The sequence below is a fragment of the Planotetraspora sp. GP83 genome, assembly GCF_041262585.1.
Classification (GTDB): domain Bacteria; phylum Actinomycetota; class Actinomycetes; order Streptosporangiales; family Streptosporangiaceae; genus JAOEGB01.
Genome location: NZ_JBGCBZ010000013.1, coordinates 1 through 17,785 on the forward strand (window position 1 = coordinate 1; position 17,785 = coordinate 17,785).

Genomic DNA, 17,785 nt, shown 5'->3' on the forward strand with positions numbered 1-17,785 from the left:
GGGACGCCCGTCTCCAGCGGGCAACTTATCGAGCGGCTGTGGCATGGCCATCCTCCGGCGTCAGCCCGGAGTAACCTCAACACCTACCTTGCGCGCCTTCGACGGTTCCTCTTAGACACGCGCATCCGTACCACAGCGAGCGGCTACGTGTTCGACGTGCCGGATAACGAACTCGACGTTGTGATCTTCAGCCGATGGGCCACCGAAGCCGCAAGTGCAAGCCGAAGGGGCCAACACTCAAAGGCGATCAACGCGTTTGAGCAGGCGTTGGCGTTATGGCGTGGCAATCCTCTCGAAGGGATCGAGCTCGATAGTGAAATGGCCGCTTGGGCAGGGCGATTACACGAAGACCATCGTAGGGTCACTGATCCTTCGACGTGCGGCTAACACTTGGCAGGCACGCAGAGGTAATCGGCGGACTCCGGTCGTGGGCCCAAAAAAATCCGTTGCGTGAGCGTCCACATGGTCAGCTTATGCTGGCTCTTCACCGAGACGGCCGTCGCTCTGAAGCGCTCTACGTCTACGAGCAACTCCGCCGTCATCTCATCGAACAACTCGGTGCCGAACCGACCGCCGCAGGACAGGACCTTTATAGCCGAATTCTGAGGTCTGACCTAGCCTTGACTTATTGACGACGGATCAGATTATCCAACGGGCCCGGCAAGCTCTCTTCAGCGTTGGCGTAAAGCGTTCCCCCCACTCTTGGCAGCGTTATTTCTCAGAGTCGGACCGAAACTGAATAGCGCCGGAAGGGCCACGCGCAACCACAAGGTTGGGGCGTTGCAGGGCAGGGCGTGGAGACGGTGGCCGCTCCCTGGGAAATCAACGCAGCCAGTAGCCAGCACGTCGTCGCCGCGGACACCCATGAGGCTAACTGTTCTTTCCAGGCATGCGCGCCCTCCACCGGCTGGGAGTCTTGGCTCGCAGGAGCGCCGAGCCCAACCACTACCCCGGGCCCGTCCCGGTCGACGACGTCAAGCGCCGCCTGTTCGGCTGGGACGCCCTGTCCCGGCCGATCTACGTCGAAGACCCCATCACTGGCGGCCTGGTGACCGTCCCCGAGCGCCAAGCCATCGTCCGCAGCGACACCGGCCATGTCATGGGAATCTTTTCCGACGCCTACCAGCCCCACCCGTACGTGGAATGGCTGATCGGCACCATCGGCCGCCTGCTGGACGATGACCTGTCCATCGGCTCAGCGGGTCTGCTCCGCAATGGGGCCGTTGCCTGGGTCTCCGTCGAGGTGCCCGACACCATCACCACCCCCGAAGGAGTCGAGTTCCGGCCCCACCTGCTCGGCGCCACCTCCTTCGACGGGTCTCTCGCGACGACGTTCAAACGAGTGATCACGAACGTGATCTGCGACAACACGATGGCCGCAGGTCTGGCCGAGCGTGGGCAGCAGGTGAAGATCAAGCATTCCAGGCACTCCAAGCTGCGCCTCAACGAAGCCCGCGACGCGCTCAACATCGTCTACCAGGTCGCCGACGACTTCGCCGACCAGGTCAAACGGCTCTGCGACATCACCGTCAGCCCGCGCCAATGGGCCGCCCTGCTTGACGAGCTCGCCCCCGTACCCACCGAGCCCGGCCGCTCCCGCAGCCTCGCCGAGACCAAACGCCAGACCATGAACCCGGCTCTGGCGTCACGACGACCGCGTGTCCCCCTGGGCAGGCACCGGCTGGGGCGTCATCCAAGCCGCCAATACCTACGCCCACCACGAGCAGACCGTCCGCGGCGCCTGCCGTGCCGAACGCAACATGCTCCGCGCCGTGACCGGCGGCGTCGACGACCTCGACCGCGAGACCATCCGCATGCTGGAGAAGGTGCTCGATCGGCCCGTCCTGCCAGGCGCCGCATGATCTTGCCGCCTCGTACGGCCCGCCGACCCTGCTGCGGGCCGTACGAGATGTAGTCAACTGAGCGACGCCTCATCGGGCAGGATCAGGGATGGCGACGTGTGCTCGGGAGGGCGAGATGAACGACAAGATGGCGGCGCTGCTCGACGATGTTGTCGCGCGACTGGAGAAGAGCATCGTCGCCCGAGACTGTCCCGCCATCGTCGTCCTGGACGGGGACCGCAGGCTCGTGCTCAGCGACTATGACTACCTGCGTGACGAGGCGACGGCCGCCGCCTTCGAAACACGGGTCGCCGCTAAGGCCCGCGAGATCAGTGCACGCTGGTGGGTACTGGCCGTACCGCAGGTCTGGGTTTTCATTCCGCCGAGCACCGTGGCTATGCGAGCGGTGTCGAACCATCCCCTGCGCGAAGGGGAGCAAGAAGCCATCACCTGGATGAGCTGCGATCGAGACGACGGCGTGGACTACGGCCGGGTCCCGTATGGCCGGCGCCCCAACGGGGAACCGATCTTCGATGATCCCGAGGTGTTCACCGTAGGAGTCAGACCGCACGAGACCATGCCCGGCTTTACCCTGCTTCAGGCATGCCTTAGGAACGAGGCGGACAGTCCTTCGCCAGAGAGATGAGAAGACGAAAGCATGTAGCGATCGTAAATCTAGCTATGGGGGGTTGGAGTGCCAAGACATCCGATCTGCCTAACCTGTCAAGTCATGTCCGACTGGTTGCTTCTGCAGGGTCCTCTTCAGGGAAGGTTGCGGAAGACGCCTGAAGCTTTGCCGATCACTCCGGTGGCCAGGAGCGGACCGCCGGGGACGGCCGACAGCGAGGTCAGTTCTCCGCCGGACGGAACCCTTGTCCAGTGGCCGGAGGAGTCGCGGTGGGCGAGGGCGGAGTCGTAACCGTTGATGTCGGTGGAGCCGAGAAACCAGTGGCCGCCCTTGCCGTCGGGGACGGGCGGGAGGGCACGGATCATGCGTCCGGCCTTCGCGGAGGTGTCCTCGCTGCGCCAGCCGGAACCGGTCTGGGAGAGCAGGAACGACGAGGCCCCGATCTCCCCCGTGATCCAGATGCCGGACGGGTCGGCGGTGATGGCGGTCAGCCGAGGACCGGCAGGGTCGGGCGGGAAATCGTCGGCCGGGGGCGGAGCCGTGGGCAGCGCCGCGGTCAAGCTGACTCGGGTCCAGACCTTGCCGTCGAAGTGGTGCACCCAGGGGGCGTCGCCGTCGAGGGCCCAGATGTCGGAGGTGGAGCGGGCGCTGACTCGGAAGGCGGAAAAGGAGACGCTCTGTTCCGACCAGGTGGCGCCGTTGTAGTGCCAGGCCTTGTAGTCGCCCAAGACCCACACATCGTTGTCAGCGACGGCAAGGCTCCCGGCCGTAACGGGCAGCCTCTGGACGATCGCCCAGGTGTGTCCGTCCCAGCGCAGGACGGAGGTGTTGCTCTCGTCGCTGGCCAGGGCCCACACGTTGGAGGGGGCGGACGCGGCGATCGAGCCGATGTTGCCGCGATTCACTGGGAAGTCGCTTTTCGTCCAGCGGTCGCCGTCCCAGTGGAAGACTGTGGGGCGGTGCGGGCCGTCGGCCATCGGCAGCCAGGCGCCGATGCCGAGGATGTCCCAGCCGACGGCCCAGGCGTCGTGCTCGCTGGTGGCGATGACCTGTCCGTAGGTGACCGACGATTGGGCGGCCACCAGTTTCCAGCGGTCGTTGCCGTCGTCCCAAGGGGTCGTCCACCGGAGCCAGAGGCCAGCGGCGGCTGCGACCGCCGCGACGGCGGCTGCCCACCCGAGCCACCGCCCGGTGGCGGCCAGCTTCAGAAACATGATCGAAGCGTATAAAGGCCGCCAGAACGGCTCATGAGTATTCGTACTCAGCTGGATGAGCGTAGGGCCCAGAGCCGTTCGTGGCGATAGGGTCGTTGCTGGGGAGCCGACGGCCGGGAAGACCACGAAGACGACGGATCGCCCACCGAACACAGTGAGAAGAGGGCACACAGAGACGGCGCTCTACCTCGAAACGCACATCTCCCCTGATCACTGCGCAGGCTCTTTCAAGTGGTGAAGGCCTTCAGCGACACGTAGCAAGATCAACGCGAGTGCGAAGACATCCGACCTGCGTAAGGGCGTCAAGCGGCAGCCTCCAGGCGCGCCGGAAAGGCCACGTGTTCGTCATAGGTCGTGCCCTTCTGGAGACAGTGGTGCAGACAGCCGAGCATCCGGTTGAAGGTGTTGCGTAGCGCGCTGGAGTGCCGGTCGCCTTCGGCGCGCCGGCGGTCGTAGTGGGCCCGGGTGTCGGGGACTACGAAAGTGAAGAGGGCCGGCCCGCGAAGGAACCGGCCCTCCGACCTAACTCACTGAAATCGACCAAGAAAACGGTGAGAGCGGTCGCTTAGCAGCCTACGCGCAATCGGACGATGTGGCATGGGAGACCATAAGGTGGCCGGCCCCAGCGAACATCTACTGCTTCTGGAGGTGGTTGCTGGCCTCTGAGCTGGTACTTCATGGTGGGGCTACCAGGACTTGAACCTGGGACCTCTTCCTTATCAGGGAAGCGCTCTAACCGTCTGAGCTATAGCCCCGCATTATGCGCAAGGAACGTTACCGCATCCCGTAACGGGAGGCGAATCCGTACCCGAACGAGAAAAAGCTTACCGTGTCCGGGCCCCTGGTCGCGCCGCCGGGCACCCACCCTCGGGACTCTCGACAGCACTCCTGCCGCCTCACGCGGGCCGATCGGTTCGTACGGCTACCGCAAGCCGAGCGGCCGGGCGGTAGCCGTACGAGACGCTACTCGGCCTCGCTGAAGGTGACCTCGATGCCGCCGACCAGGTCGGAGGAGATGTTGTAGATCACGGCGCCGAGGGTGGACAGGGCGGTGATGAGCACCACGTTCACCGCGCCCAGGAGGGCCGTGTAGCCGAGGATGCGGACCGGGTCGAACCAGCTTCCGATGTCGATGGTGCTGGCCGTCTTGCCGTCCCCGGTGGTGAGCTGGGTGACGGCGTCGGTGATCGAGGTGAAGACGCCCAGGGCCGACAGCACGCCGTACAGCACGGCCACGGCCACGAACAGCACCACGAAGCAGACCAGCGACACGACGAAGCTGAACTTCATGGCCGACCACGGCTCGACCCGGCGTAGGACCAGGTGGGCCTTCCGGGGAGCCCGGACACCCTGCTTCTTGTCCTTGCTCCCCTCCGTCTTGAGTCCGGGCCGCTCGGCCTCACCGAACGTGAGGCCTCGCGCGAGGCCGTCGACCGGCCGGGAGACCGGTGACACGGCGCCCGCCGATCCCGCCGAGGCGGGACGGGGCGCCTCTCCTGAAGGAGGCGTCTGCGAGAACGGCGGAGATGATGTGGACGGCCTGGAGACGCCCGGACCAGGGGCGCCGGCCGGGGGCTTGCCTCCCGGGCCCGGCTTCCCGGCAGGGTCGGGCCTCCCGGCGCCCGCTCCGAGGGCCCCGGCGGCAGCCGGACGGCCGGGGGTTCCCGCAGGAGCCGGACGGCCGGAGGTTCCGGCGCCGGGGGCAGCCGTACGGCCTGGCGATCCGGAGGGAGACGATGTCACGGGGCCAGGCTTGGCGAAGGGCGCGGTGGGCTCGGCGCCCGTCACCTTGCCGTCCCCGGGCTTGTCCCCGTCCTTGGACGACGGCTGCTTCCAGGGCTGGTCCGCCGCCGACGTCCGGATACGGACGGTGGCGTTGTCGGCCGCCCCCCTGTCGGCCGCGTCCCGGTCCGAGGCGGCCCGGTCGGACCCGCCTCTGTCCGAGGCGGCCTTGTCGGCAGGAGTCACGTCAGTTTCATCGGGCACCACCTCGACGACGCTACCGGCATCGTCGACCCTGGCGGTAACACCGTCCCTCATCGAGGACGACGCGGGACGCGCGCCTCCCGCCTTCTTCCTGGCGGCGCCGGTCGTCCGGGCCCTGCCGGTGTCGCTCATGCCTCGTCTCCTGCCCCGTTTTGCTCGGTCTCCAACGACTCGGGCTCCGTCAACTCGGGCTCCGCCGACGTCGGCTCAACCAGATCCGGCACGGCCAGATCCGGCACGGCCAAACCCGGCTCCGCGGACTCGGCCACGATCGACTCAGCCGACTCGGCCGACTCGGCGTTGCGGGCGAGGGCCACGACACTGTCCCCGTCGGCGAGGTTCATCAGGCGCACCCCCATGGTCTGACGGCCCGACTGCTTGATCTCACCGGCGCTCGTCCGGATCACCCCACCGGCGTAGGTGATGGCGAAGACCTCGTCCTCGGGCCTCACCATGACGGCTCCGACCAGCTTTCCGCGGGCGCTGACGATTTTCGCGGTCAGCACCCCCTTCCCGCCCCTGCCCTGGACCGGGTACTGGTCGGCGGGGGTCCGCTTCGCATACCCGCCCTCAGTGGCGATTAACACGTCATCTCCGTCACCGACGACGTTCATCGCGAGGAGCTCGTCACCGTCGATGAACCGCATGCCGATGACGCCGCTGGTGGCGCGGCCCATCGGGCGCAGGGCGTCGTCGGACGCGGTGAAGCGGATCGACTGCGCGTTCTTGGAGACGAGCAGCAGATCGTCGTCCTCGGAGACGAGACGTGCGGCGATCACCTCGTCATCTTCGCGCAGATTGATGGCGATGAGACCCCCAGATCGGGGTGAATCGTATTCGGAGAGCCGTGTCTTCTTGACGAGACCGCTCCGCGTCGCCAGCACGAGGTACGGCGCGACGTCGTAGTCCCGCAGGTCGAGGATCTCCATGACGTGCTCGTCGGGCTGCATGGCGAGCAGGTTCGCCAGGTGCTGACCGCGGGCGTCGCGGCCGGAGTCCGGCAGCTCGTACGCCTTGACCCGGTAGACCCGGCCCTTGTTCGTGAAGGCCAGCAGCCAGTGGTGGGTCGTCGTGACGAAGAAGTGCTCGACGATGTCGTCCTGGCGGAGCTGGGCGCCGCGGACTCCCTTGCCGCCGCGCTTCTGGGCCCGGTAGAGGTCCATGTTGGTGCGCTTGGCGTAGCCGCCGCGGGTGATCGTGACGACCATGTCCTCTTCGGCGATCAGGTCCTCGATGGACATGTCGCCTTCGTAGGCGATGATCTCGGTCTTCCGCTCGTCGCCGAACTTGGTGATGATCTCGGACAGCTCGTCCGAGACGATCTGCCGCTGCCGGGCCTCGGAGCCGAGGATGTCGTGGTAGTCGGCGATCTGCGTCATCAGGCCGTCGTACTCGTCCTGGATCTGCTGCCGCTCCAGGGCCGCCAGCTTGCGGAGTTGCATGTCCAGGATGGCCTGCGCCTGAACCTGGTCGATCTCCAGCAGCGCCATCAGGCCGCCCTGGGCCTCGGCCGCCGACGGTGACCGCCGGATGAGCGCGATGACCTCGTCCATCCGGTCGAGCGCCTTGAGCAGGCCGCGCAGGATGTGGGCCCGCTCCTCGGCCTTGCGCAGCAGGAACCGGGTCCGCCGGACGACGACCTCGATCTGGTGCTCGATGTAGGACTTGACGAACTGGTCGAGCCGCAGCGTGCGCGGTACGCCGTCCACCAGGGCGATCATGTTCGCCCCGAAGGTGGTCTGTAGCTGGGTGTGCTTGTAGAGGTTGTTCAGCACGACCTTGGCGACCGCGTCGCGCTTCAGCACGATGACGAGCCGCTGGCCGGTGCGCGAGGAGGTCTCATCGCGGACGTCCGCGATGCCGGTGACCTTGCCATCCTTGACCAGCTCGGCGATGGTGAGGGCGAGGTTGTCCGGGTTCACCTGGTACGGCAGGGCCGTCACGACCAGGCACTGCCGGCCCTTGGCGTCCTCCTCGACCTCGACGATGGCCCGCATGGTGATCGAGCCGCGACCGGTGCGGTAGGCGTCGTCGATGCCGCGCCGTCCGACGATCAACGCGCCGGTCGGGAAGTCGGGCCCCTTGACCCGGGCGATGAGCGCTTCGAGCAGCTCCGGGTCACTGGCCTCGGGGTGCTCCAGCGCCCACTTGACGGCCTCGCCGACCTCCCGGAGGTTGTGCGGCGGGATGTTGGTCGCCATGCCGACCGCGATGCCGGCGGACCCGTTGACCAGCAGGTTCGGGAACCGCGACGGCAGGACGACCGGCTCCTGCGAACGCCCGTCGTAGTTGGGCTGGAAGTCGACGGTCTCCTTGTCGATGTCCCGGAGCATCTCCATGGCGATCTGCGCCAGGCGGCACTCGGTGTACCGCATGGCCGCGGCCGGGTCGTTGCCCGGGGAGCCGAAGTTGCCCTGCCCGTCGACCAGCGGATAGCGCAGCGACCACGGCTGCGCGAGCCGTACGACGGTGTCGTAGATGGACGTGTCGCCGTGCGGGTGGTAGGAACCCATGACGTCGCCGACGACGCGCGAGCACTTGAAGTAGCCGCGGTCGGGGCGGTAGCCGCCGTCGAACATGGCGTACAGCACGCGGCGGTGCACGGGCTTGAGGCCGTCACGCACATCCGGCAGCGCACGGGACACGATGACGGACATCGCGTAGTCCATGTAGCTGCGCTGCATCTCGGACTGGATGTCGACCGGCTCGACGCGGTCGGCAGGCGGCCCAGGCGGAGTGTTTACTTCCGTCACGAAAAGTCCTTCTGCTAGACGTCGAGGAATCGGACGTCACGGGCGTTGCGGATGATGAAGTTCCTGCGGGCCTCGACGTCCTCGCCCATCAGGACGCTGAACAGCTCGTCGGCCTGGGCCGCGTCGTCGAGGGTGACCTGCAGGAGCACCCGGGTGTCCGGGTTCATCGTGGTCTCCCACAGCTGGTTGGCGTTCATCTCGCCGAGACCCTTGAAGCGCTGCACGCCGTCGTGGGCCCGGGGGTCGCGCCTGCCGCGGCCGATGCCGTCCTCGATGATCGCGTCGCGCTCCCGGTCGGAGTACGCGTAGGACGCGTCCTCGCCCTTCCGGTCCCACTTGATCTTGTAGAGCGGCGGCTGCGACAGGTAGACGTGGCCGGCCTCGATGAGTGGCCGCATGAAACGGAACAGCAGCGTCAGCAGCAGCGTGGTGATGTGCTGCCCGTCGACGTCGGCGTCGGCCATCAGGATCAGCTTGTGGTAGCGCAGCTTCTCGATGTCGAACTCGTCGTGCACGCCGGTGCCGAGAGCCGTGATCAGTGCCTGGACCTCGTTGTTCTTGAGGACCTTGTCGATCCGCGCCTTCTCGACGTTCAAGATCTTGCCGCGGAGGGGCAGGATGGCCTGGAACTTGGGGTCCCGGCCGCCCTTGGCGGAGCCGCCGGCCGAGTCGCCCTCGACGATGTACAGCTCGCACTTCTCCGGCTCGGACCACTGGCAGTCGGCGAGCTTGCCCGGCAGCCCGCTGCCGCTCTCCAGCAGGGACTTGCGCCGGGTCAGGTCGCGGGCCTGGCGGGCCGCGATGCGGGCGCGGGAGGCCTGGAGCGACTTGTTGATGATGTCCTTGGCCTCGCCGGGGTTGCGCTCGAACCAGTCGCGAAGGTGGTCGTTGCACGCCTTCTGGACGAACGACTTGGCCTCGGTGTTGCCCAGCTTGGTCTTGGTCTGCCCCTCGAACTGCGGGTCGGCCAGCTTGACCGAGATGATCGCGGTGAGACCCTCGCGGATGTCGTCGCCCGTGAGGTTGTCGTCCTTGCCCTCCTTGAGGAACTTCTGCTCGCGCGCGTAGCGGTTGACGATGGTCGTCAGCGCCGCGCGGAAGCCCTCCTCGTGGGTGCCGCCCTCGGCCGTGTTGATCGTGTTGGCGAACGTGTAGATCGACTCACTGTAGGAGGCGTTCCACTGCATGGCGATCTCGACCGAGATGCCGTCGCCGTGCTCCTCGAAGTCGATCACCGAGCTGTGGATCGGCTCCTTCTTGGAGTTGAGGTGGGTGACGAAATCGGACAGGCCGCCCTCGTAGAGGTACGTGACGACGACCGGCTCGCCGTTGACGTGATCGGGCCGCTCATCGCGGATGATCATCGTCAGGCCCTTGTTGAGGAAGGCCATCTCCTGGAACCGGCGCGAGAGCGTCTCGAAGTTCCAGGTGGTCGTCTCGAAGATGGTGTCGTCGGCCCAGAAGGTGGTCGAGGTGCCGGTGCTCTCGGTCGGCTCGCCTCTGACCAGTGGCCCGGTCGGCTTGGAGTGGTCGTAGGTCTGCCGCCAGTGGTAGCCGTCCCGGCGGATCTCGACCTTGAGCCTCGTCGACAGCGCGTTCACGACCGCGGCGCCCACGCCGTGCAGGCCGCCCGAGACGGCGTACGACTTGCTGTCGAACTTTCCACCGGCGTGCAGCGTGGTGAGCACCAGCTCGACTGCCGGCCGCTTTTCCACAGGGTGTTCACCGACGGGGATGCCGCGACCGTTGTCCACTACCCTGACGCCGTTGTCGGCGAGGAGCGTGACCTCGATCGTGTCGCAGTATCCGGCCAGTGCCTCGTCGACCGAGTTGTCCACAATCTCGTAGACCAGGTGGTGGAGACCGCGCTCGCCCGTCGAGCCGATGTACATTCCCGGGCGCTTGCGGACCGCTTCCAGTCCCTCGAGAACGGTGATAGAGCTAGCGTCGTAGGACAAGTGCGAAATCCTCCTGCCGCGGACACGCGGCGGGGGCCCTCTGCCAATACGCTGCCCCAGCCGTGCCCGTCACCGTTTTGAGTGCCCCGATGCGCACCCAGGGGAATCGGCCCTCCGGGCCGGGGGGTAGCGCAAACCGGACGTGTCCTTGAGTCCGCTTTCATTCTACCGGTCTGGAGGACCTCAGGGGGCATTGACGGGGGCTGTGATGCCCTGTCGCGTGACGATCATGGTTTTGAACCTCCCCCACTCGGGGTGGGTGTCATGGCCTCAGACGCGATTTTGGGCGGTTCAGGCCCTCACGCGGCCCCCACGGACCCACCGCCCTACCGACTCCCCTGCGGCTCTCGCCCCGCCGGCGATCTCACCGTCAGCCGTAGGTGTCCCGGGGGCCCTGGCTCCCGTGGACCCGGAGACCGCCTCCCGGCCGGGGTCCGGTGTTGGGCCCGTGGACCTTCACGCGCGTGACCGTGCCGTCGCCGAGCTCCTCATTCAGCCTTCTGACCAGCGTAGACGCCAGGAGCCGCACCTGCGTGGCCCAGGCTGTCGAGTCGGCCGCCACGACGACCTCCCCCTCCTCGAAGCTCTCCGGCCTGGTGTGCTCGGCCAGGTCCGGGCCGACGATCTCGCGCCAGCGGCCGAAGACGCCGCCGATGGCCACCGGCTGCTCCCAGCCCCGGTCGGCGAGCAGGTCGCGAATGGCCCGGCCGAAGGGCAGCGGATCGCCCGAGTCCCTTTTCGTGCCTCCGGCGCGCCGCCGCGGCTCGGTCCGGGGGAGCTGACCCCGCCTGGCCGCGTCGGCCTTGGCCTGTGCGAGTTTCTCCCGCGCCAGGGCGGCGCCCCTCGCGGCCGCGCCCAGTGGCGACTGTCCACCGCCTGTGGATTCATCGGACACGAGTCACGCTCCCTGCGGTCACGTCGAAGCGGGCGCCGGCGAGCTCGGGAGGCACGTCGTCCGGCACGGCGGCCGTGATGAGGACCTGCTCGGCCGGAGCGACGATCTCGGTCAGCCGTCTGCGCCGGTGGTTGTCCAGCTCGGCGAACACGTCGTCCAGGATGAGCACCGGGTCGCCGCCGTCCGCCCGGAGCAGGTCGTAGGCCGCGAGCCGCAGCGCCAGCGCGAACGACCACGACTCGCCGTGGCTCGCGTAGCCGCGGGCCGGCAGCTCCCCCAGGCTCAGCAGCAGGTCGTCGCGGTGCGGGCCGACCAGCGTGACGCCCCGGTCGAGCTCCGCCTGCCGCACCTGGGCGAGGCCGGCGCGCAGGCGTTCCTCCAGAACTTCCCGATTTGTCCCCAGGGTGGGGATATCTGTGGATAACTTCTCGCCGGTCTCCGCGTCGTCGGCAGAGCTCCGATAGGCCAGATCGGCCGGCGCGGAGGTCGGGGCGAGGGTCGCGTACGCCTTGGCCGCCAGCGGCCGCAGCGCCTCGACCAGGTCGAGCCGGGCCGCCAGAAGCTCGGCGCCGTGCCTCACGAGATGGGTGTCCCAGATCTCCAGCGTGCTCTGCACGTCTCCGGCTCCCGCCGAGGCGAACGCCGCCTCGTCGTCCTGCCTGCGGGGGCCGCGCCGCCGCCCGGCCTTCGCCGCGGCAGCCGTACGCAACAGGGCGTTGCGCTGCTTCAGCACCCGGTCGTAGTCGGCCCGGACGGCGGCGAACCGCGGGGCGCGGACCACGAGCAGCTCGTCGAGGAGGCGGCGACGCTCCGACGGATCGCCCTTGACCAGGGCGAGGTCCTCCGGGGCGAACAACACCGTCCGCAGCAGGCCCAGGGCGTCACGCGGCCTGGGGACGGGAGAACGGTTGATCCGGGCGCGGTTGGCGCGGCCCGGGTTGATCTCCAGCTCGATGAGCGCGCGGCGGTCGTCCTTCACGACCACAGACCGGATGATCGCCCGCTGCGCGCCGTGCCGTACGAGCGGGGCGTCCGTGGCCACCCGGTGGCTGGAGTGCGTCGCCAGGTAGCCCAGCGCCTCGACGAGGTTGGTCTTCCCCTGCCCGTTCGGTCCGACGAAGGCCGTCGCGCCGGGCTCGAGATCGAGCTCGACCGCGGGATACGACCGGAAGTCGGTGAGCGACAGGCTGGCCACATGCACGCCGCAAGGCTACTAGGTCGTGCTCTCCTGGCCCCTGGCCCCGCGAGGTACGGCAGGGGCCACCGGGGTCAGCGATCGGCCTCGACGGGGGGCGTCACATCGGCGCCGGGGGAGTCGGCGCCCTTGCTCGTCTGGCCTTCGACCGACGCGACCGCGTGCCCGCCGAACTGGTTGCGCAGCGCGGCCACCATCTTCATCGCCGGCGAGTCGGCCTGGCGGGAGGAGAACCGCGCGTAGAGGGCGGCCGTGATCGCCGGGAGCGGAACGGCGTGGTCCACGGCGGCCTGGACGGTCCACCGGCCCTCGCCGGAGTCCTCGGCGTAGCCCTTTAGATCGTCCAGGTCGGCATCGTGCTCCAGAGCCCGGACCAGCAGGTCGAGCAGCCACGAGCGGATCACCGTGCCGTTCCGCCAGCTCTTGAACGTCCCGGGGACGTCGTTGACGACGTCGCTGGCCTCCAGGAGCTCCCAGCCCTCCGCGAAGGCCTGCATCATGCCGTACTCGATGCCGTTGTGGACCATCTTCGCGAAGTGGCCGGCGCCGACCGAGCCGGCGTGGACGAAGCCGTCCTCACCCTCCGGCTTGAGCGTCTGGAAGATCGGGTCGAGCCTCTGGACGTCCTCGGCGCTCCCCCCGGCCATCAGGGCGTAGCCGTTCCGCAGCCCCCAGACGCCGCCGCTCACGCCCACGTCGACGAACTGGATGCCGTGCTCGTTCAGCTCGGCGGCGTGCTTCAGGTCGTCCTTGTAATGCGAGTTGCCGCCGTCGACGACGAGGTCACCAGAGGAAAGCAGGTCGCGGAGCTGCTCGATCGTGGCCCGCGTCGGGCCGCCCGCGGGGACCATGACCCACACGAGGCGCGGCGCCTGGAGCCGATCGACGAGATCCTTCAGGCTGCCGGCGTCGCTGATCGACGGATCACGGTCATAGCCGACCACGTCATGGCCGCCACGGCGGAGCCGCTCGGCCATGTTCCCGCCCATCTTGCCGAGCCCGATCATGCCGATCTGCATTTCAGCCACTCCCCAACGCGTGTCAATCGCCCACGGGCACGCAAGTACCCCGACATGAGGGGTCCATGCCCCCGGGAGATGGTACGCCTGAGTCAGCTGGAGAGACGGATCGGCATGATGAGGTAGCGGTAGTCCTCGCTCACCCCGTCATCCACAGGTTTGCCCCCAGTGAGGATGGCCGGCTTGGTGGACGTGGTGAACTGCAGCCGCGCGACGTCGGAGTCGATCGCCCCCAGGCCCTCCAGCAGGAACTGGTGGTTGAACGCGATGTTGATTTCCTCGCCGTCGAACTCGACCGGGAGCGCCTCGACCGCCTGCGCCTCGTCGCCGCTGCCCGCCTCCAAGACGACCTCGTCGCCGCGGAAGGCCAGCCGTACGGGCGTGTTGCGCTCGGCCACCAGGGCGACGCGCTTGACCGCCTCGACGAACGCCCCTGTGGACAGGTCGGCGCGCGCGGAGAACTCGGTGGGGAGCAGCGAGCGGTACTTGGGGAACTCCGGGTCGAGGAGCCGGGTCGTCGTCCTCCTGCCGGAGCTGGAGAACCCGATCATCCCCTCACCGGTGCCGCCGACCGAGCTGAGCGCGATCTCGACCTCGGCCCCCGTGGCGCCCAGAGCCTTGGCCGTGTCCGCGAGAGTACGGCCCGGCACCATCGCGATCGCCTGGAAGCCGGGCTGCTCCGGCTGCCACTTCAGCTCGCGTACGGCGAGCCGGTAGCGGTCCGTGGCCGCCAGGGTGACGGTGTCGCCCTCGATCTCCATCCGGACGCCCGTCAGCATGGGCAGCGTGTCGTCCTTGCCCGCGGCCACGGCGACCTGGGCGACGGCCGAGGCGAACACGTCGCTGCCGACCCGTCCGGCGGCGGGGGGCATCGCGGGCAGCGAGGGGTAGTCCTCCACAGGCATGGTCAACAGGGTGAACCGGGCGCTGCCACACGTGACGACGGCCTTGGCCCCGTCCACGGCGAAGTCGACGGGCTGGGCGGGCAGCGCGCGAGTGATCTCGGCGAGCAGCTTGCCGGAGACCAGGACCACGCCCGGCTCGCCGGTCTGCGGCTCGAGGGTCACCTCCGCCGAGACCTCGTAGTCGAATCCGGAGAGCTTCAACTGCTGCTCCTCGGTGACCTCCAGCCTCATGCCCGCCAGCACCGGCACCGAAGGCCGGGCCGGAAGGCTGCGTGCGGTCCACGCCACGGCCTCGGCGAGCACATCGCGTTCGATCCGGAACATCACGGGGATCAGCCTCCTGGGTGTCGGTGCGTCGTCAAGTGTTCCATCTCTCGCACCGTGGCTCCTCCAGAACCCCTTCTATGGTTCTTGAGTTCTTGGTTAGAGAGATATTGGTCATCTCATTAGGGGCCGTGGATATGTGGATTACGAGCATATTCGCAGGTCAGGCACGATGTTTCATCCACCGCCCGTGTGGGGAAGTGGTGGATGGGAGCCCTGTGACTGTGGGGAAGGACGGTGTTCCCACACCGGTTCCCCAGCTTGAGGGCCCTTCATCCACGAGTTACCCACGATGTTTCCACCGGTTGTCCACGGGACAAAAGGGGCCGGCGAGACCGGCGGAACGGGAACGCACAGGGCGTCCCCAACTCGTCCACGAGTTGTCCCAAGGCCATCCCCAGGCTTTCCCCATGTTCGTCCCCAACTCTTAACAGCCTATTTCGGGCGAGCGACGGGCCGGGGCCGGGAAGAAGCGCGGAGAAGACGCCGCCAGCGTGCGGCGGATTTGATCCACAGAGATATCCACAGGCTGTGCATCATGTGTTGCGAGCGCGCTGCTTCACCCGCGTCGTCAGCTCGTTGACCTGGATCCACATCGAGCGGCGCTCCGCCATGAGCGACCGGATCTTGCGCTCGGCGTGCATCACGGTCGTGTGGTCACGGCCGCCGAACTGCTGCCCGATCTTCGGCAGGGACAGGTCGGTGAGCTCGCGGGCCAGATACATGGCGATCTGCCGGGCCGTGACTAAGGCGCGCGAGCGGGAGCTGCCGCACAGATCGTCGAGCGACACCCCGAAATACTCGGCGGTCGTCGACATGATGAGCGAGATGGTGATCTCCGGGCTGGCGTCCTCGCTGATCAGGTCCTTGAGGACGATCTCGGCCAGCCCGATGTCCACGGACTGGCGGTTGAGGCTCGCGAAGGCGGTGACCCGGATGAGGGCGCCCTCCAGCTCGCGGATGTTCGTCGCGATCCGGCTGGCGATGTATTCCAGCACGTCGGGCGGCGCGGCCAGGCCCTCCTGGATCGCCTTCTTGCGGAGGATCGCGATGCGGGTCTCCAGCTCGGGCGGCTGGACATCGGTGATCAGGCCCCACTCGAAGCGGTTGCGGAGCCGGTCCTCCAGGGTGACGAGCTGCTTGGGCGCCCGGTCGCTGGAGATGACGATCTGCTTGCTGGCGTTGTGGAGGGTGTTGAAGGTGTGGAAGAACTCCTCCTGCGTCTGCTCCTTGCCCTCCAGGAACTGAATGTCGTCCACGAGCAGGATGTCGACCGCGCGGTAGCGGGAACGGAAGCCGTCCGCCTTGTGGTCGCGGATCGAGTTGATGAAGTCGTTGGTGAACTCCTCGGAGCTCACGTACCGCACGCGGGCGCCGTCGTACAGGCTCTGCGCGTAGTGGCCGATCGCGTGCAGCAGGTGGGTCTTCCCCAGCCCGGAGTCGCCGTAGATGAACAGCGGGTTGTACGCCTTGGCCGGGGCCTCGGCGACCGCGACGGCCGCGGCGTGCGCGAACCGGTTGCTCGCGCCGATGACGAAGGTCTCGAAGGTGTACTTCGCGTTGAGCCGGGCCGGCTCGCTGGTGGTGCGGCCGCCGCGGCTGTCCCAGCGGTTCTGCACAGGCTCCGGCTTGGGCGCCGGGGGCGGCTCGGGCGAGAACCCGCCGTTGGGCGCCTGATACTGCGGCGCGGCCGGATACTGCTGCCCCGGCTGGTACTGCTGCGAGCCGTACGGCTCGGCCATGTCCTGTGGAGAAGAGTCGTCCTGGCCGAAGGCGAAGCCCTGCCCCTGTGGGCGGCCCTGTGGATAGTCGGTGGACGAGTTGAGGGGCCCGGGCCGATGCTGCTGGCCGTACGGGGGCTGCGGTTGTGGACCGTGTTGTCCACCACGTTGTCCACTGTTCTGTCCACCGGGCTGCCCGGCCTGGGGATAACCCTGGTCCTGCGGCGGTGGGTAGCCGTCGCGCCGGCCGCCGTCGTTCGCGGTCGCACTGGGGTCGACCATCACGGCGATCCGCACCGGCCGGCCGAACTCCTGGGAGAGCGCGTGCGCGATCAGCGGGCGCAGTCGCACCTCCAGGACCTCCTTGGCGAAGTCGTTGGGCGCGGCCAGGAGGATCGTGTCGTTGATCAGACCGGACGGCTGGGTCATCTGGAGGAACGCGCGCTGCTGTCCCGAGACGCCCTCGTCGAGCAAGGTCCCGAGCGCCCGAGCCCATACCGCGTTGAGGTCGACGCCTTCCATGGCTCGGCCCCTCCTCCCTTGCGCGGCCCCCGCTGGCTCGCCGCGATCCGTTTCCACTCCAGCCCGGCCGGGGCGTCCGGTGGTCCCGGCCCCCGCTACGTGATCCACATGGAGATCCACATGAGATCCACACGATGTGCACAGCCCGCACATCGTCTCCGGGCGCAATCCACGGTGATGAGGGGAAGGGCCGGAGGGCCGAGAGTAGTGGTGTGCCCAACCTGCGTTCAAGACGTTGTCCACAGCCTAACGGGCCGAGGTTGCTCGCCGTACTGGCTTGCTCTTTCCCGCTCCTCCGCGCCTGGGAGATGCCGTGCGCTGGGAGATGCCGTGCGCCAGGAGACGCCCGGTGGTCGTCTGAGCGCCGTAGAGGTCCTCCGCGGACAGCGGGGTGGCACTCTGCCGGACAAAACTCTGCCGGACAAAACCCTGCGGGACAAAACCCTGCGGGACACACTCCGTGGGACGACGGGTGGTCAGAGCACAGGGAGACCGTGGGTAGGGTGGTGGCTGGTTTGACCTGACGTGGGATCGGCCCGTAACGTATGCCGGTCGGCTAATCACGCGACGGCTATTTCGCATGCCCACGCATTTGACGAGCCGTAACCTTGGAATGTACCGCGCCCGCAGACTGCTGCGGGCGCATCTGAAGCCTGGGAGCCCACTCGTGAGCAAGCGTACTTACCAGCCGAACAACCGTCGCCGTGCGAAGACCCACGGTTTCCGGCTGCGCATGCGCACCCGTGCCGGCCGTGCGATCCTTGCCGCCCGGCGCCGCAAGGGCCGCGCCGAGCTGACCGTCTGACGACGCGAAGCCGCCGTCG

The 17,785-nt window shown here is 67.8% G+C and carries 14 protein-coding genes and 1 tRNA gene; 5 read left to right on the top strand and 10 right to left on the bottom strand.

Annotated elements, in window-relative coordinates:
* The 4 genes from ABH927_RS19090 to ABH927_RS19105 form a co-directional block, all read left to right on the top strand.
* A partial coding sequence (locus tag ABH927_RS19090) for a BTAD domain-containing putative transcriptional regulator (RefSeq protein ID WP_370023359.1) occupies nucleotides 1-387 on the top strand: 387 nt, incomplete at its 5' end.
* On the top strand, nucleotides 378-632 hold the full coding sequence (locus ABH927_RS19095) for a BTAD domain-containing putative transcriptional regulator (RefSeq protein ID WP_370023361.1): 255 nt from the start codon (nucleotides 378-380) through the stop codon (nucleotides 630-632). The genes ABH927_RS19090 and ABH927_RS19095, both read left to right, overlap by 10 nt.
* Nucleotides 633-916: 284 nt before the next feature.
* A complete protein-coding gene (locus tag ABH927_RS19100; RefSeq protein ID WP_370023363.1) occupies nucleotides 917-1,915 on the top strand; it encodes a DUF932 domain-containing protein in 999 nt (332 codons plus the stop codon).
* Nucleotides 1,916-1,977: 62 nt separating this feature from the next.
* Entirely contained in the window at nucleotides 1,978-2,487 is a 510-nt protein-coding gene (locus tag ABH927_RS19105) for a hypothetical protein (protein ID WP_370023365.1), read from the top strand.
* Nucleotides 2,488-2,603: 116 nt separating this feature from the next.
* On the opposite strand, the gene ABH927_RS19110 is transcribed toward ABH927_RS19105, so the two are convergent.
* The 10 genes from ABH927_RS19110 to dnaA form a co-directional block, all read right to left on the bottom strand.
* Nucleotides 2,604-3,683 (bottom strand): hypothetical protein, encoded by a 1,080-nt coding sequence (locus tag ABH927_RS19110; RefSeq protein ID WP_370023367.1) that lies wholly within the window; start codon nucleotides 3,681-3,683, stop codon nucleotides 2,604-2,606.
* A gap of 678 nt (nucleotides 3,684-4,361) precedes the next feature.
* Nucleotides 4,362-4,438: transfer RNA gene (locus tag ABH927_RS19115), tRNA-Ile, on the bottom strand.
* Nucleotides 4,439-4,646: 208 nt separating this feature from the next.
* Nucleotides 4,647-5,801, bottom strand: coding sequence for a DUF3566 domain-containing protein (locus ABH927_RS19120; RefSeq protein WP_370023369.1), 1,155 nt, complete (start codon nucleotides 5,799-5,801; stop codon nucleotides 4,647-4,649).
* The gene (gyrA, locus tag ABH927_RS19125) at nucleotides 5,798-8,422 is read right to left on the bottom strand and encodes a DNA gyrase subunit A (protein WP_370023371.1); all 2,625 of its coding nucleotides are present in this window, start codon (nucleotides 8,420-8,422) and stop codon (nucleotides 5,798-5,800) included. The genes ABH927_RS19120 and gyrA overlap by 4 nt, the downstream gene beginning before the upstream one ends.
* Before the next feature lie 14 nt (nucleotides 8,423-8,436).
* Nucleotides 8,437-10,380, bottom strand: coding sequence for a DNA topoisomerase (ATP-hydrolyzing) subunit B (gene gyrB / locus ABH927_RS19130; RefSeq protein WP_370023373.1), 1,944 nt, complete (start codon nucleotides 10,378-10,380; stop codon nucleotides 8,437-8,439).
* Between the two features lie 370 nt (nucleotides 10,381-10,750).
* Nucleotides 10,751-11,275 carry a DUF721 domain-containing protein gene (locus ABH927_RS19135; protein ID WP_370023375.1) on the bottom strand — a complete coding sequence of 175 codons (525 nt, stop codon included), beginning with the start codon at nucleotides 11,273-11,275 and terminating at the stop codon, nucleotides 10,751-10,753.
* A complete protein-coding gene (recF, locus tag ABH927_RS19140; protein ID WP_370023377.1) occupies nucleotides 11,265-12,476 on the bottom strand; it encodes a DNA replication/repair protein RecF in 1,212 nt (403 codons plus the stop codon). Before recF ends, ABH927_RS19135 begins: the two co-directional genes overlap by 11 nt.
* Before the next feature lie 68 nt (nucleotides 12,477-12,544).
* Nucleotides 12,545-13,489 carry a phosphogluconate dehydrogenase (NAD(+)-dependent, decarboxylating) gene (gnd, locus tag ABH927_RS19145; RefSeq protein ID WP_370023379.1) on the bottom strand — a complete coding sequence of 315 codons (945 nt, stop codon included), beginning with the start codon at nucleotides 13,487-13,489 and terminating at the stop codon, nucleotides 12,545-12,547.
* Between the two features lie 92 nt (nucleotides 13,490-13,581).
* Complete coding sequence (dnaN, locus tag ABH927_RS19150) at nucleotides 13,582-14,721, bottom strand: DNA polymerase III subunit beta (RefSeq protein WP_370023381.1); 1,140 nt, start codon at nucleotides 14,719-14,721, stop codon at nucleotides 13,582-13,584.
* A 533-nt stretch (nucleotides 14,722-15,254) separates the two neighbouring features.
* Entirely contained in the window at nucleotides 15,255-17,114 is a 1,860-nt protein-coding gene (gene dnaA, locus ABH927_RS19155; RefSeq protein WP_407072835.1) for a chromosomal replication initiator protein DnaA, read from the bottom strand.
* A gap of 514 nt (nucleotides 17,115-17,628) precedes the next feature.
* On the opposite strand from dnaA, the gene rpmH reads away from it, so the two are divergent.
* Complete coding sequence (gene rpmH / locus ABH927_RS19160; protein ID WP_015772801.1) at nucleotides 17,629-17,766, top strand: 50S ribosomal protein L34; 138 nt, start codon at nucleotides 17,629-17,631, stop codon at nucleotides 17,764-17,766.
* Nucleotides 17,767-17,785 lie beyond the last annotated feature (19 nt).